This is a genomic window from Chitinophaga sp. YR627, from assembly GCF_900114995.1.
Lineage (GTDB): Bacteria > Bacteroidota > Bacteroidia > Chitinophagales > Chitinophagaceae > Chitinophaga.
Genome location: NZ_FOUX01000008.1, coordinates 103120 through 118393 on the forward strand (window position 1 = coordinate 103120; position 15274 = coordinate 118393).

Annotated in this window: 14 protein-coding genes; 8 read left to right on the forward strand and 6 right to left on the reverse strand. The window is 44.9% G+C overall.

Annotation, left to right across the window (positions count from 1 at the left end; all coding sequences use genetic code 11):
- Position 1: 1 nt before the first annotated feature.
- Positions 2–991 (forward strand): FecR domain-containing protein, encoded by a 990-nt coding sequence (locus BMZ72_RS34555; RefSeq protein ID WP_089815835.1) that lies wholly within the window; start codon positions 2–4, stop codon positions 989–991.
- A gap of 16 nt (positions 992–1007) precedes the next feature.
- Positions 1008–2483 carry a hypothetical protein gene (locus BMZ72_RS34560; RefSeq protein WP_089815837.1) on the forward strand — a complete coding sequence of 492 codons (1476 nt, stop codon included), beginning with the start codon at positions 1008–1010 and terminating at the stop codon, positions 2481–2483.
- A gap of 130 nt (positions 2484–2613) precedes the next feature.
- Here BMZ72_RS34560 and BMZ72_RS34565 read toward each other — a convergent pair whose 3' ends face one another.
- Complete coding sequence (locus BMZ72_RS34565) at positions 2614–3516, reverse strand: LysR family transcriptional regulator (protein WP_089815839.1); 903 nt, start codon at positions 3514–3516, stop codon at positions 2614–2616.
- Positions 3517–3618: 102 nt separating this feature from the next.
- On the opposite strand from BMZ72_RS34565, the gene BMZ72_RS34570 reads away from it, so the two are divergent.
- From BMZ72_RS34570 to BMZ72_RS34585, 4 genes are all read left to right on the forward strand, one after another.
- The gene (locus BMZ72_RS34570) at positions 3619–4218 is read left to right on the forward strand and encodes an NAD(P)H-dependent oxidoreductase (protein WP_089815841.1); all 600 of its coding nucleotides are present in this window, start codon (positions 3619–3621) and stop codon (positions 4216–4218) included.
- Between the two features lie 11 nt (positions 4219–4229).
- Positions 4230–5219: an aldo/keto reductase gene (locus BMZ72_RS34575; RefSeq protein WP_089815843.1), complete on the forward strand. Its 990-nt coding sequence runs from the start codon at positions 4230–4232 to the stop codon at positions 5217–5219.
- A 141-nt stretch (positions 5220–5360) separates the two neighbouring features.
- Complete coding sequence (locus BMZ72_RS34580; RefSeq protein ID WP_089815844.1) at positions 5361–5768, forward strand: DUF6157 family protein; 408 nt, start codon at positions 5361–5363, stop codon at positions 5766–5768.
- 78 nt (positions 5769–5846) lie between these two features.
- Complete coding sequence (locus BMZ72_RS34585; RefSeq protein WP_143087861.1) at positions 5847–6671, forward strand: hypothetical protein; 825 nt, start codon at positions 5847–5849, stop codon at positions 6669–6671.
- A 78-nt stretch (positions 6672–6749) separates the two neighbouring features.
- Here BMZ72_RS34585 and BMZ72_RS34590 read toward each other — a convergent pair whose 3' ends face one another.
- From BMZ72_RS34590 to BMZ72_RS34605, 4 genes are all read right to left on the reverse strand, one after another.
- Positions 6750–9380, reverse strand: a complete 2631-nt coding sequence (locus tag BMZ72_RS34590; protein ID WP_089815848.1) for a T9SS type A sorting domain-containing protein — start codon at positions 9378–9380, stop codon at positions 6750–6752.
- Between the two features lie 99 nt (positions 9381–9479).
- Positions 9480–11129: a tetratricopeptide repeat protein gene (locus BMZ72_RS34595; RefSeq protein ID WP_089815850.1), complete on the reverse strand. Its 1650-nt coding sequence runs from the start codon at positions 11127–11129 to the stop codon at positions 9480–9482.
- 128 nt (positions 11130–11257) lie between these two features.
- A complete protein-coding gene (locus BMZ72_RS34600) occupies positions 11258–11722 on the reverse strand; it encodes a VOC family protein (protein ID WP_218155327.1) in 465 nt (154 codons plus the stop codon).
- A gap of 66 nt (positions 11723–11788) precedes the next feature.
- The gene (locus BMZ72_RS34605; RefSeq protein ID WP_089815852.1) at positions 11789–12604 is read right to left on the reverse strand and encodes an AraC family transcriptional regulator; all 816 of its coding nucleotides are present in this window, start codon (positions 12602–12604) and stop codon (positions 11789–11791) included.
- A 262-nt stretch (positions 12605–12866) separates the two neighbouring features.
- Between BMZ72_RS34605 and BMZ72_RS34610 the strand changes: the two genes are divergently transcribed.
- Both BMZ72_RS34610 and BMZ72_RS34615 read left to right on the forward strand, forming a co-directional pair.
- Positions 12867–13406, forward strand: a complete 540-nt coding sequence (locus BMZ72_RS34610) for a DUF6934 family protein (RefSeq protein ID WP_089815854.1) — start codon at positions 12867–12869, stop codon at positions 13404–13406.
- Between the two features lie 31 nt (positions 13407–13437).
- The gene (locus BMZ72_RS34615; RefSeq protein WP_089815856.1) at positions 13438–13638 is read left to right on the forward strand and encodes a hypothetical protein; all 201 of its coding nucleotides are present in this window, start codon (positions 13438–13440) and stop codon (positions 13636–13638) included.
- Positions 13639–13714: 76 nt separating this feature from the next.
- Here the strand turns inward: BMZ72_RS34615 and BMZ72_RS34620 are convergent, their stop codons facing one another.
- Positions 13715–14995: a TCR/Tet family MFS transporter gene (locus BMZ72_RS34620; protein ID WP_089815858.1), complete on the reverse strand. Its 1281-nt coding sequence runs from the start codon at positions 14993–14995 to the stop codon at positions 13715–13717.
- Positions 14996–15274 lie beyond the last annotated feature (279 nt).

A 15274-nucleotide genomic window follows, 5' to 3' on the forward strand; every position in this document is an offset into this window, starting at 1 on the left:
CATGAGTTCACATCAGAAAATAGAAATAGATACCACTCTGCTGACCAGGTACCTGGCCGGTGAAGCGACGCCGGACGAAGCGATGGCAATAGATGACTGGTTGAAAGACGATAGCCATGCAACGGAGTTGGAACATATGCAACAGTCATGGCAACTCATTTATGGTGGCGTTGCCTATGAAGCGCCCAATGAAAACCGGGAATGGGCGGCGCTGGAGGTGGCCTTATATGCAGAAAAAAAGCATGGTAATAAGCTACGGCTGGTAATACGCTATGCAGTGGCCGCTTTGATAGTTGGGGTTTTGTTCGGTGCAGGACTGTATACCTATCTTCAGTACCGTATACCAGTATGGCAGCATGCGGTTGCGGAAGCAGCCGGCAGTGTACGGAAAGGCCTGTTGCCAGATGGCTCCGGCATTGTTATCAACAGAAACAGTACCCTGCAATATGCAGCAGACTATAATGAAGACGACCGGAAAGTATTACTGCAGGGGGAAGGTTACTTTGATGTTGTGGCGGATAAGGACCGGCCCTTTATTGTACACAGTGGTACGTTGAAAATACAGGTCCTGGGTACTTCTTTCAATGTAAAGGAAGATAGTGTAAACACTGTTGTAGCCGTTACTACCGGGAAAGTAAAACTGTACACGGCAAAACATGAACTGATCGTAGCTGCCGGACAAACAGGCACCTACGTAAAGGGTACAGAGGAATTGCTGCTGAGTAATAACATAGATGCCAACAGTCTTAGTTATGCTACCGGTGATTTTTCTTTCCAGGATATGCCACTACCTGAGATCTGTCGTCATCTTGAAAATACATTTGGTGTTAAGATCATACTGAATAATGAGCAGTTGGCTCAATGCCGTATGTCGGCGCATTTCAAAGACAGATCGCTTACCTATATCATGGATATCCTGTCTGCGACTTTAGACATTGAATACACCATCAACAATAATATCATTCATGTCAGCGGAAACGGCTGTAATTAACCTATAATTCTGTACTATGCTGAAACGCGTAATCTGTCTTCCATTCCTGATCGGAATGGCGCAGCTCCCTGTTATCTCCAAAGCCCAGCTAACTAAAGAGAAAAGTGAAAAGCGTATCGTTATTAATAGTAATACTATCCGTGTTGCTGATCTGCTCGGGATCTTTGCCCGGGAAACTGATCTGGAGTTTTCTTTTAATTCAAAGAAACTGAGTCCATCAAAGATGATAGTCGTCGCACATCATGAACAGACCTTGTCGGCGTGGTTGAAAGAACTGGAGAAGTCGACAGGGATTCATGTGAGAGTGAAGGGGGATCATATTATACTACAGGATATGCCACCTGCTGTAAATAGTGTGGAATCGGATAATGCATCGCTTGCGGTGAATAAAAGCAATACCGTAAAAGCTCTTGATGGTAAGAAGGCAGAGAATAATACAATGGCTGGTAATGCTGCTGCGAAGAGATGGAATCTTTCAAAGGGTGATGTGGCCAAAGTTGTTGATAGTAAGAAAGCAGGGAATAATGTAATAGCAGCTAAGACTTCAGCTGCGCAGGGTATAAAGGATAATGGGAGCAACACACGTGGTGCTGGAACAGGCGATCTACCTGCTGACGCATTATCCACAGAAAAAGAAACGGCAAAACATGATCAGATTATTGCCGGTAATAAAAGTGATAAACAAGCTCGCGATCGTGAGAACGAAGCAGTGAATGGAAAAGGAGATCGGGAACAAGCTATTGCATCTATTGATAGAGACCGGACTGCTGCTTCAAAGAATAAGGGTGACGCGAAGAGTGAGACGTCCTTGTCAACTGTGCTGAGCGAGGTATTGGGTAAAGGGGAGTTACTTAAGATGCCTGCGCATGAGATGCCTGCACCTGATAAACATATCAGTCTCGCTGCTCATAAAACGGTGGTTTATCCAAAGGATACAACAGTGGCAGCAACTGCAACTATTGCTGATAGTACACGTAAAGAAGCGCCGCCATTGCGCACAGTGACCAGAATTGACCTGGGCTTGCAGGGACTCGGTATTTCTCTTGAAGTACCTGTCGGGAGGAAATATACTATTGAGTTTTCCGGTGGTTTGGGGGGCGGATATGAGGTGTCTGATAGTAGCTTCAGCTATGACTGGGGGCTGCTCAATCCATGTGCATATTTTTCTGTAAATGGTCGTTACTATTATAACCGTGACAGAAGGGCGGCAAAAAGAAAGAGTTTGTTGCTGAATGCAGGGGACTATTTTGGGGTGCGTTTAAAGTATACTTCACCTGAAGTTACCGGTGATGGTTCTATGAGTGATGCGGTACTGGTTAATGTACATTGGGGCATGCAGCGGCCGATTGGCAGGAAGTGGACGATCAATGGACATGCAGGTATAGGATGGGGGTATAATGCGATAAATTCGATTGCTCCGTCAGGAGGAAGGGTTTATCCGGCGGCGGAATTTAAAATCTCTTATGCGCTGAACAGGAAACGTCATTTATAAACTACAGCTGAGGGTGTAGAGGAAATAAACAGCTATCCCAGGATCGCGTTAAATAACTACCTGTCTCTAACAGGTGCTCAAATAGGCAGCGGGTGTATCTTATTGTGGATACACCCGCTGTTGTTTAGTATCATACCGGCAACATCACTTTTCTGAATAAGTCTTTGATCAGACCAATCTCTTCTGCATACATGGTCTTCTTGCGGGTACCGAAGTGTAAAGTGTTTTTGAGTTTTGTTTTCCCTTCCCACAACAGTTTAATTTCACCGGCGTCAATTTCTTTTCTGCAAAGGAAATCAGGGATCACAGCGATCCCTTTTCCGCTTTTCAGACAGCGTACGATGGAATTGAGATTCGGTACGATGTAATTAGGGCGGAAGTCAGGATGATGATTGAAGTTCAGTTTCCAGAAGCGGAACAGGTGCTCCATATCTCCTGTTGTACCGTACCATTTTTCCTGTTTCAGCCAGTCTTCGATCACCTGCATATCTTTTCCTTTCGCCAGTTTGTTAAAGGCCTTGCTGTCTACTTCATTTCCTGCTACCAGTACGATGGTTTCAGAGGAAAAGGCTTCATGCTCTATGTTGCCGGAAGTGCCTCTGTGTGGTGTAATGATGAGGTCCAGAATACCTTTGTCAAGGTTATCCAGCATCTCCGGATATTCTCCGAAACGGATGATGACATTAAAGGGAAGTGTGGATATATACTGTTCCAATGTGATCTGAAACGTTTCGAAACACATACCTACACTGATGGTAGGTGTATGTATCTCTGTACTTTTCTGAAAGTTCTTTTCAGCATCTTCCAGTTTATTCAGTGGTTCTATGATGAAGTTATAGAAGACCTTTCCTTTCTCCGTGGGGATCATTTTCCGGCCTGTTCTTTCGAAGAGTTTATATCCGACATAGTTCTCCAGCGAACTTAAGTGCAGACTAACACCCGGCTGCGAAATAAAAAGGCTTTCGGCAGCGCCGGTAAGGGTGCCGGTCTTATATATTGCTTTAAATGTTCTGTACCATTCCAGATTTACCATAACAATAGCTATTATAATTCTGATACAAAGGTATGAATTAACTTGTTTTAATAATACCGTTAGTCGATCTACTTTTGTGTTGTCAAAAGAAAAACACACAATATGACAAAGGTATTTATCATCAATGGAGGTCAGCAGTTCGGCCATTCCGGCGGCCGTTTCAATGAGACTGTTTCGGCAGCTACCGCGGAATTCTTTACAAACAGACCGGGCTTTGAGGTGAAAACCACCAATATCAATCACGCATACGATCTGAAGGAAGAAGTGGAAAAGTATAAATGGGCAGACGTCGTGATCTATCATACACCGATCTGGTGGTTTCAATTGCCACATGGCTTTAAAGCATATATAGACAAGGTATTTACAGAAGGGCATGGTACGGGTATTTATAAAAGCGATGGCCGTTCTTCTGCCAATCCTACCATCAACTATGGTACAGGAGGGATGCTGCATGGTAAGCAATATATGGTCACTACTTCCTGGAATGCGCCAAAAGAAGCGTTTACATTACCGGATGAGTTCTTTCAGCAGACCAGTGTGGACGACGGGATCCTGTTTGGCTTCCACCGCATGAATGCATTTATCGGTATGAAACCGTTACCGGGTATGCACTTTCATGACATAGAAAAGAATGCGGATATCCCAAGGGATCTGGGCGTGTATACCGCTCATCTGGAAAATGTATTTACAAACCTGAATTAAGTTAGACTGATATGGAATACAGAAAATTAGGCAATACGAACCTGCAGTTATCCACAATTACCTATGGCGCATTTGCTATTGGTGGTAACATGTGGGGCGGAAATGAAAAACAGGATTCAATCGCGGCGGTACATGCATCACTGGATCAGGGTGTGACCACCATTGACACCGCTCCTTTTTATGGATTTGGTCTGAGTGAAGAACTGATTGGAGAAGCGATAAAAGGAAAGGACAGAAGTAAGATACAGTTACTGACCAAATTTGGGCTGGTATGGGATGGCAGCAACCAGGGAAAAGGTGAATATTTCTTTGATGCGTCTGCCGACGGAAAGAATATTCCTGTGTATAAGTATGCTTCCAAAGCGAATATCATCAAAGAACTGGAAGAGAGTCTGAAAAGACTGGGTACTGATTATGTTGATCTGTTACAATTGCACTGGCCGGATGCGACTACGCCTATCGATGAAACCATGGAAGCACTGGATACCCTGATCCGTCAGGGCAAAATCCGCGCTGCGGGTGTGAGTAACTATAATCTTGCACAGATGGAGGAAGCTGCGAAGACAATACAACTGGCTTCCAATCAGGTGCCTTACAGCATGCTGAACAGAGGTATCGAACAGGAGCTGGTACCGTATACGATCGAACAGCAGATTGGTATTATTGCTTATAGTCCGCTGGAAAGAGGGCTGCTGACCGGTAAGTATTTCCGCGATGCCGCACTGAAGGCAGACGACCATCGCAATGGTTATTTCGGTCAGTTCGCTGCTGATAAGGTAAAAGCATTCCTGGATAGCATCACGCCACTGGCAGAAAGTAAGAAGGCTTCACTGGCGCAGCTGGTATTACGCTGGACGACCTTACAGCCAGGTATCACCATCGTGCTGGCGGGTGCAAGAAATGCAGCACAGGCCATACAGAATGCGGCTGCTATGAACGTACAACTGACTACAGATGAGATAGGTTTTATTAATGGAGAACTCGAAAAAGTATATAGCTGACTGGCTGTGTAAGTAAAATGAGCGATAAATAACTAATATGTACTTTCTGTAGAGAGTTTCTGATCCTGGTAACAAAAGTTACCAGGATTTTTTATATTTTAGGTAATATAATATCAAAGGGACCTGTAAACAGTTTATGAAATGAAGACCACCAACTACTACAACACTTTTATTGAAGTGGCTGATGATTGCCCCGTTAAAGCAGCTGAAGTGCCCCCTGTCAGAGGAGAAAAGACGATTGCCAACATAGAATTTGAGCTGTTGGTTGATAACCCGTATGAGTTTACTTCAGATGATGTACTTTTTCATGTACACGCTGCCAAGCGTCAGTTGAGAACGCAGGAGTTTGACGTAGAAAGAGAACAGTTCTTTTCTAAGGGGCAGGCTTGTTTCCGTTCATCTCCTTTAACCAAGCGCTATGGCTGGGGAGCTCACTTTGATGCAGATGGCCGGATGGCGATCTATGCGGTCGAATCGGACGAGTATCAGCAGTTTGCAAAAGACAGATCGCTGAAGCAGGTGAAGGCGATGCGATCTAAGAAGGTTTAATATATGATATGGTAAATTTTTTAATAGTTTAGCAGGAGAAAATCCCCTGTACATGGAAGCTATGTACCCTATACACCTATGTTTATTTTAAACACCATTCTGGTGAGCATACTCACCTGTTTACCATCCAACGAAAGAACTGCAACAGCAAAAGAAAAGATAATTGTATCTGCATCAATGGATACCGCTGCTATATCTTATAATGATGATGCGCCGCCGGTAATCAGGGTGATTACTGATAGTCTGGAGGTAGCTGCATTACGCAATAAGATCAGGGCTGCCAATGCGAAGATTGTAAAGGGCAAGTGGGACAGTCCTGAAGCAGAGTGGGGCAGAGGCGTCAGATTATATAGCTTTCGCGAGAAACCCCGTACCGGTATTACGTCACATCCTTTTGATACCATCGTCAATGAGTTCCTGGCAGCAGGTATACTGCATAAACGTCCGAAGTACAATGAGATCTATTTCCCAAAGGGAACATCAGAACACGACCGGGAAGCGTTTATTGATGAATTGTTTTGCTATTCACCTACTGAAGTCTGGTTTGAGGGTAAGATCGGCGATTTCCCTGTACAGTTTACCAACCTGTTTAAGGCGTTTGCCAGGAATAGCGGAGGGGTATTAAAAGATATGACCGTGATGAGTGAGTGCAATGAAAAGACCTGTAAGTATACGATCAGTATCTGTTATAAGCAATATGGTTTTGTAGCCACTTTTAAGGATTGCAGCCGGTATTTCAATATCAATGCGATCAATGGTTTGCTGGCGAAGATATCTGCATATTCCGGCTCTAAAAAACGTTTTACGCGGGTCATCACTGGTGATCCTACTATGCGGTATGTATTCGGAGATCCGGTGAAAGTGAAAAAGGTAATGAGAAAATACGGTTTTGTTCCTATATGATGAATATGGTTTTAAATAACAAAGCGTCCGCTGGGAGCGAGACGCTTTGTGTTGCAGGACAGGATTAAAACAGGACAGCTATAATTTGATAAACTTAAATTTCTTTACTTCTCCTCCCGGTTTGGTTTCTACCAGCATGAAGTAAACACCAGCAGCCAACCGGCTGATAGGCATGTTGATCGTTGTCTGGCCGCTTGGGATGTTATATTGCTGGATGGAATATTGTCTGCCGGAAACATCCACAATTAATACCCTGAATTTCGCGGCTTCCGTTACACCCTGTACACGCAGGTTGATCATATCCGCAGCTGGTACCGGATAGATGTACATGTCACGTGCGTTCAGTTTTACGGTATCTGAATAAGCAAAGGAATTATCCTGGCTAACCAGTTTCAGGCGGTAGTAAACATTGCCTGATTTTGCTGCGAGATCATAGAAATCCAGGTCTTCGTGGTTATAGTAAAAGCGGCCATTACTATTAGTGGCCTGTTGTGTGTTGATCAGGGAGAAGTCTTTGTTATTGGTGCTTCTTTCCAGTTCGTAGTGTAATAATCCTTCTTCATTTTGTGTTCTCCATTCCAGGAAGGCGTTGCGTCCCTGGAGACGGCCTGTAAAGGAATTCAGGAAGACCAGCTGTGGTGTGAGCAGGTTTGTCAGCTGATATTTCACTACCCCCAGGTCAGCAGTGGCGAAATAGATATCTGCATGATCTGCAAAGAATCGAAAATCCATAGAAGCGTTACACGCAATATAATCGAGTGCGGAGGCTGGAACGCCTGACCATTTAGCCCCTTTGTTGGTACTGAATACTAATCTGGTATCACCGAAAATATCAGTAGCTGATGCGCCTAAAAGATGTCCGTCAACGGCATTGGAAAAGGAGATTTTTTTCAAACCGGTTGTTTCCAGGGTACGGGTCCAGTTCTCAGCACTGTCCGTTGTCTGATAGATACCCTGCGTCGTGACAATCACCATTTCTTTTTTATCAAAAGGATTGGTATCCATATCCCATATCATATCGATGCCTTCTGTCAGGTCTTCCAGTCCTTTGCCTTTTTCACCCCAGGTAATCCCCCCATCCGTCGATGTATACACACGATGACCACTGGTGATGAAGAGGGTTTGTCCGTCTCCTTCCGGGATGTAAACATCTGTGATCAGGCTGTTACCGGATGCTGCGACCGGTGTTTGTTCGGGTTGGGTACGATCAGCAAAGTCCAGTTTAAAAAGGGCGGAAAACGCATTATAATAAGAGTAGGATACCCAGTAGCGGTCTTTATGATTAGGATCGCGTTTGATGGCGTCCAGGCCTGTGGCATAGTCATCAGAAGGTAGTCGCTTTACGGTAGCGCCATAATCATCACTGAAATATAGCTCTGATGGATTCAGGAAATCGTCGCAGGGTCTAAAGAAGAACACGCGGCCCTGTATGGCGGTGTCGGGTATCACATAGTAATTCTCGTACGTAAAGGAGTATACGGGTAAGGTATCATGCATGATGGCCGCTCCGCTGTGCAGGTTTCTGGAGATATAGCCTCCCTGGGTGGAATAGTACAGCCGTTGATCTGTACCATTGCCTGCCAGTCCTGTACTTTTTACCAGGTAGGAAGGAGTCTTTAGTTTTTCGAATGTCTTTCCACCATCACCGGAGTGTTGCGGCCAGGCATCTGAGAAGACGAGGATATCATTACTGTTTTTAGGGTTGATCACCAGAGAAACGCCGCTGGCATATGTCTGGGATCTGGATTCAAATACGGTGGATGTCCAGTGTTGTCCACCATCGCTACTTTTCAGGATCTCGTTTTCTTCCAGCATCCACATATGCTGCGGATTGCCCGGATCGTACTGAATGGTAATAATGTTGTTGAGTGTCTGGTCAGTAAAGGTAACCGGTACCTGGCTGAAGGTATGGCCACTGTCCTGTGTATGGTATACGGCTTCTGCTGCTTCGCCGAAGTTGATGAAGCTACAGAGGAAGAAGTCATTGTGATTTTTAGGATGGAAGACAACGGCATTCAGAGCGCCTTTACCGGCGAGTACTTCGCGCCAGTGTTGTCCTTCATCAGCAGAGATGTATAAACCTCCGTTTACGCCCAGGGCGCCCAGACCTCTTGCGAGGTAGATCTTTTTCTGGTCATCCGGATGAAAGAAGCTGTTAAGGATATGCACGCCGTCATGTTCGGTACTGTAGTAGATAGTGCTGAAGTGCTTACCACCATCTTTGGTAAAGTATACTTCTGTGAACTGTGCCCAGGTATCCGGATCTCTGTAGGCAGTGTTAATTACCACCTTATCTGCTTTCTCATCAGCGATATCATAGCTTACTACGAATGCTTTCATTTCCTGGTCGGGTGTGACAAAATGTCTGACAACCGCTTTGCTTTCAATGTCTATCACATACAGGCCATTGTTATTGATCTCGGGTGCGGTCGCTATCAGGGAGAAGGCTTTATGGCCGGGCAGGAATTTGAATTGCGAAATGGCGGTTGCGCTATTCTCAAAGGAATAGAAGATGGTCCATGTTTTACCACGGTCATCTGAAACCAGGATATGGTTATTCAGCGTACGCGCGTAGATCCTGTCGGGTACGGACGGGTCGGGTGTAACATCCCAGAGTCGGCCGAAGTCACCGGTTGACTCAAAAGAGAGTTGCGCACTGGCTGAAAAAAACAGTAGGAGAAGGAGATGAACGAGTAAAATTTTTCTCATGAATTTTGGTCGATTGGGTGCTGTGTGAAAGTACCCCCCTTCTCTTAAAGCGCCTATGTAATTAACAGGACAGTGGCCGGACAAAGTGTGACATTTCCCTTAAAGTCCTGATAAATACTCAAAAAGGGAAGTGTTTTCGGCCAGCTGCATCTTTTTGGTGATGCGTTCCTTTCTTTTCCGGCAACCTTCCGGTGTGATATTTAACAGGGAGGCGATCTCCTTTGTATTTAAGTTCATGTATATGTAGGAGAGGAACCGGACATCGTTGGAGGTCAGGTTGGGATGATTGTCACGGAGTGCATTCAGGAATCCCTGGTTGACTTCCTGGAAATGGGTACTGAAGTCGTCCCATTCGCTATCGGTCCGGAGATAGCTTTTGAGTTGTGAGATGTGTTTCACGACGACGCCGTCTTTATTCAGATCCGGAATTTTTGACATGGCGGTAATGATATCGTCAATCAGTTCATTTCTGCCGGAAAGGTAGAGGGCTTTTGCGGAGAGCTTCCGGTTCCGTATTTCGATCTCATTTTTCAGGCGTTCCTGTTCGAGGAGGGCGGCTGTTTCTTTTTCCTTTAGCTGTTCCTCCAGCAGGAGTTTCTGGCTTTTTTCATTTTCGATTTCCAGGGCCATGATCTGATGGCTTCGCTCGGCGAGGATGGCTTTTTGTTTGTTTTCGGCTGCTTTGATCCGCATCAGCCAGATAAAGAAGGTGACGATAATGGCGATAAACGCCAGGGCGATGTATAAGAGGCGGCGTTGGTTGGTGAGTTGTGCGTTATTGAGGGAGAGGGTGTGTTGTGAATTAAGGAGTTCGAACTTCAGTTTACCGGTTTCGAACTGCTGTCCGTTTTTAACGGTATTGATAGAGTCGCGGTAATATACCACGGAGTCCTTGCTGGCCATAGCCTGTGCATAAGCATGGTCTTTCAGGTGGATGGCGGACAAGGTCTGGAAAAGCTCTATCCGTTCCTCCAGGTTAGGGGAGAGGGATAAGGCTTCATTGGCGTATTGGAGGGCCTGGGTACTATTGTTCTGTTTTAGTTTGATGGAGCTGATCAGGGTCAGCAGGGAGATGCGCTCGTCTCTGTAACCGGAGTCGCGCGCTATTTTGAGTAGTTCAAGACTCAGGCGGTCGGCTTCGGTGATATTATCTTCCTGGAACTGATTCTGGGCATAGGCGTAGCGGGCGCTGATCAGTCGTCTGGGTTCGTTTTGCAGATAGCTGGCTGATTCGCGCAGGTATTCCCTTGCCTTTTCCAGTTGCCTGATCTCCGTGTGTACGATACCAAGGTTGAGGGCGTAGTTGCCTATTCTTATCTTATCATTTTTCTCTTTTGCGATGGTATAGGCTTTCAGGAAATACTCCCGCGCCTGATCATAATTTTTCTCTTTGGAGTAGAGAATAGCGATGTTATTCAGGACGGTCATTTCCAGGGTCGCATCTTTCTCTTCCATGGCTATTTTATAGGCGTCGAGGTAGTTGCGCAGGGCTTCCCCGTAGTCGAGCATAAAATAGTAGGTCAGACCGATGTTGTTGGTAGCCAGGAATAATTGTCTGGGCCAGTGATTATCAGCGGACTGATGCTGTGCTTCTGTCAGCAGGGTGATAGCGGAGACAAATTTCTTTGACATCATGGAGTCAATGCCCCGCTGGATGAGCGAATCGCAATAGGAGCGGCTGCTGGAATAGGATGTAAGTACAGTACATAACAGGATGCCTGTTATTACCAGGTGTTTTAGATACTTCATTACCACACGGTGTCTTGGATATAGATGTTGGTTGATTTCCCCCTGCCGTTGACAGGAACGGGCTTAAAATAATAAAAAATATTCAACGGCTGAGGAAACCTAAAAGTTACCAGGACAGGTGTGCTTTTTTATTTTTCGGGTGTCTGGTAGTGTACGATGTCTATTCCTACACCATTCGGGTCTTCGATGGCAAAGTGCCGGTCGCCCCAGGGTTCGTTTCTGATCTCTATTTTAACAGGAATACCTTTCTTTTTGATGGTGGCATACAGGCTGTCCACGTCTTCTACTTCTATGGTCAGGTACATGCCTTGTCCCTGGAAGGGCTTTTGAAATAAGGGCTGCTGTGAAGGATGTTCCGGTAGCAGAAAGCTGATCTCTGTGCTTTTATCCGGTGTGTGCATCAGCAGGTAGAATTCATTTTCAAAAGTGACGCCGAAGCCGAGTACTTCTGTATAGAATGTTTTGCTGGCTGCGAGTTTGTTTGTGATAATGCCTGCATTCAGTTTCATCGTATGTTTGGTTTTAGTGAGTTTTTGTGCATAAGTCCCTGTTGCCAGTAACAGGCATGCCAATACTGTGAATAAGTGTTTCATCTGTGCTGATTTAGTCCTGTAAAATTCAGGAATCAGCGCTGCAGAACATTGTAAAAATCGGACAACTTATCTGCCGAAGGCTTTGGATGGAGTGACGCCGTAGAAGTTCCTGAATTCTTTGATGAAATGAGCCTGGTCGTAATAGCCGCTATCGAAGAATAGTTTATTCTGCCGCAGACTTTGTGCAGATGGCTTTGCTTTCAGGATGTTCTGGAAACGGACCACCTTGCTGAAAGTCTTTGCAGAGTCACCGATATAGAATTCGAATAAGCGGCGTAGTTGTCTTGCGCTGATACCCGTGTTCAGGTCTTTCTCTATATCTACAACACCGTAGTTATCCAGGATCAGGGCCAGTGCGTTATATAGTCTGGGATCTTCATCGAAATCTGCTTTTGCCAATGTCTTTAAAAAGTATTGATCAAAGATCTGACTGATCTCAGCGGGTTGTAAAGCATCATGGAGGTGAGCGGAAATAAATGCGGCTGTCTCCGGATGTACGGCGCTTAAGTGTTCGAAGCGGTTGCTTAGTTCGGCGGCATTGACTTTGAACAGCTGTGGAAACATAGTGGGGAGAAAACGTACGCCTACGTAGTTGAAAGTATGTTCCAGGGCGAATTCTGTGTATTTTTTACAGAAGCCCATGATGTAGTTTTCTGTAGGGTTGTTGAGTTCGAAGAAAATGTCGATGCATCCGTCGGCGACTACACGGTAATTGAACTGATCGGAGAGTGGAGAGGTGGTTTTTAATTGCCAGTAGCAGTAGATGAAAGGTTGGAGGTGAATGTGGGGGAGGAATTCGTGATAGGTGACGTGTTCAGCTGATTGTTTGATAGCAGGCTGAATGGGTGTGTAGAGATGGCGTATGTTGGTGAATGGATGCAAAGAGTTGTTTTGATAAAGGTAATGGTTTTGAGAGAATGCAGAATGAGAATATTCGACGTGAAATGTTATTGGAAAGTGAAAGGTGATAGCAGAATTGTAGATTTTTTTTAGTTTAAAAAATGTTATTTACTTTCGATCTATCTGAATCTGAAGGCAGCGATTTATACTAGTTTTTCTGCCTGAGATTTTTACTGCACTGTTAAAGTTTATCTCCTAAATATTCGTGTAGACGAACAAGATTTTTCTATTCAAATAAATGGGAATGATAAAACTAGATTTTCAACAAACATTTCCTCCAACATGGTTGGAGAAAGACTATTCAAAAATGACTTTTGAGTCGCCTCAGGAAGATGGTTCTATTGAGACTATGGTAGTCAAAATTGACCGACATCCGGCTTTTAATTCGCCGAATGTATATAATATGGGCTTTGGTCCGCCTGATATGAAGGGTGGTTTTCGTGATAATGTGAAATTAAAGCACAAAGATTTGGGCAAAGTGTTGTCAACGGTTTTATTTCACGGCAACAACTTCTTACAGGAAAATTCATCATTAGTCCTAGGGATTGATGGCTCAGATGATGTAAGAGCAATGTTATACCATCTGATAACAAAGGTTAATCGTGAATACTTAAGTGAATTCTTTACAGTCTTTGGTGTCGACTGGTTTATCAGAGTTCTCAGAGATGGTAGATTGGAAATAGACGAGAATGGGCGGCTTATATCTAATCCTAAACCGGAAATTTTTGATTATCAAAGATCGAGGCACGATTTGTATAGGTACTATATATTCCGCCTAAAATAAATACTTATTAGTAATTAATTAAATTGATATTATGGATCCAATCATTGAAGAGAAAATTAAACAGTATAAGACGTTTGTTACGCATAATACTCCCTCTACTACTGATACTGATACGCCACCGCGTGAAGATAACCTTTCAAGGGTGATTCGTTCAGAGGAAGACGCGGAGATGTTTATGGCGCAATTGAACTGTTTGATTGAACGGAGTAAACGGATTAAACAGATTAAGTAAATCTCACTCTAAGCATTGTATAAAAAAGGACGGATGGAATTCATTTCCATCCGTCCTTTTTATTGTATAATGTGTATTAATGCATTGGAGCATCTTTAAAATCCCCAGCACCTGCAATTACATTTCTCAGTTCAGGATTCTCTTTCTTTTCTTTTGTAAGCACTTTATTCGTAATAACAATACTCAGCAACATACATACGGCGCCGATCAGGAAGTGGACACCCGGAAAATGGAACGGTGCTCTGTCTGTTGTGAAATAAGCGAAAGTGCCGTTCATGATCAGGGGACCAAAGATAGTTGTGAGACTCATCAGGCTGGTCAGCGCTCCCTGTAATTCTCCCTGTTGATTGGGCGGCACATGACCAGAGATCACGGACTGGAGTGATGGTCCGCAGATACCACCTAAACAGTAAGGGATTAGGAATGCGAACATCATCCAGCTTTGTGTGGCGAACGCGAATAATACGAGACCAAGTGTATAGAGTGATAAGCCGAGATAGATACTTTTTTCATTGCCGATCTTTGGAATGATGATCCTGGTAAGACCTGCCTGAACAGCGCCCACGAGTACGCCTACTATTGCCAGGGAGATACCCACCATTTTCTCAGACCACTGGAAGCGATAGATGGTGAAGAAGTTCCAGTTGCCCTGTACGGATTGAGCGCCCAGGTAGATCAGGAAAAAGGCAAATGCCAGTCCGCCGATCTCAGGATGTGAAGTAAGGAATTTTAATGATCCAAATGGGTTGGCGCGGGACCACTCAAAAGAACGGCGGTTTTCCTTGCTGAGGGATTCCGGCAACAGGAAGAAGCCGTACAGGCAGTTCAGCAGACAGAGTACTGCGGCAGCGTAGAATGGTGCTCTGATACCCCATTGAGCGAGCAGGGCGCCAAGCGCAGGACCCAGTACGAAACCAAGACCGAAGGCAGCGCCGATCATACCGAAGTTTTTGGCTCTGGTGGTTTCGTCTACACTGACATCAGCGATATAGGCAGTAGCGGTAGTGAAGCTGGCGCCGGTCATACCAGCAATAACACGACCGATGAAAAGCCATCCATATGAAGGGGCGAGGGCTAAGATAATGTAGTCTATTCCGAAGCCGAGCAAGGAAAGAAGGAGCACGGGGCGGCGACCATATTTATCGCTGAGGTTGCCGACTACCGGAGCGAAGATGAACTGGGTAACGGCAAACACAGACAGCAGGAGTGCTCCGTAAGTGCTGGCCTGATTGACCGGTATGTGCTTCAGCTGCGCAATGAGGTCGGCCATAACGGGGATGATGAGTCCCCATCCCATTACGTCGATCAAAAGGGTAATAAAAATAAAGCCAATGGCGGATTGCTTGGTTGTTTGCATATATATTATTGAATTGACGGCAGATTGATCCGAATCATTGTATCACGATGACTGTATCCTTTACGCGGGGTGTTTGTGGCATGGCAGCCCGGCGGATTTGTATAAAAGGATATTTGTTGTACGTAATATACTGGTCACTGATAATGCAAACTTAGGCAGAATTGTTCAATGTAAGGGGAGGTGGACAGGCCAAGTTACGGGGGAATTTGCGTCAAGGTAAGTTGGTTGTCGCATTGTTGAGAGAATAAGGATAAGGCTTTTCGTATCGGCTTATGGGTA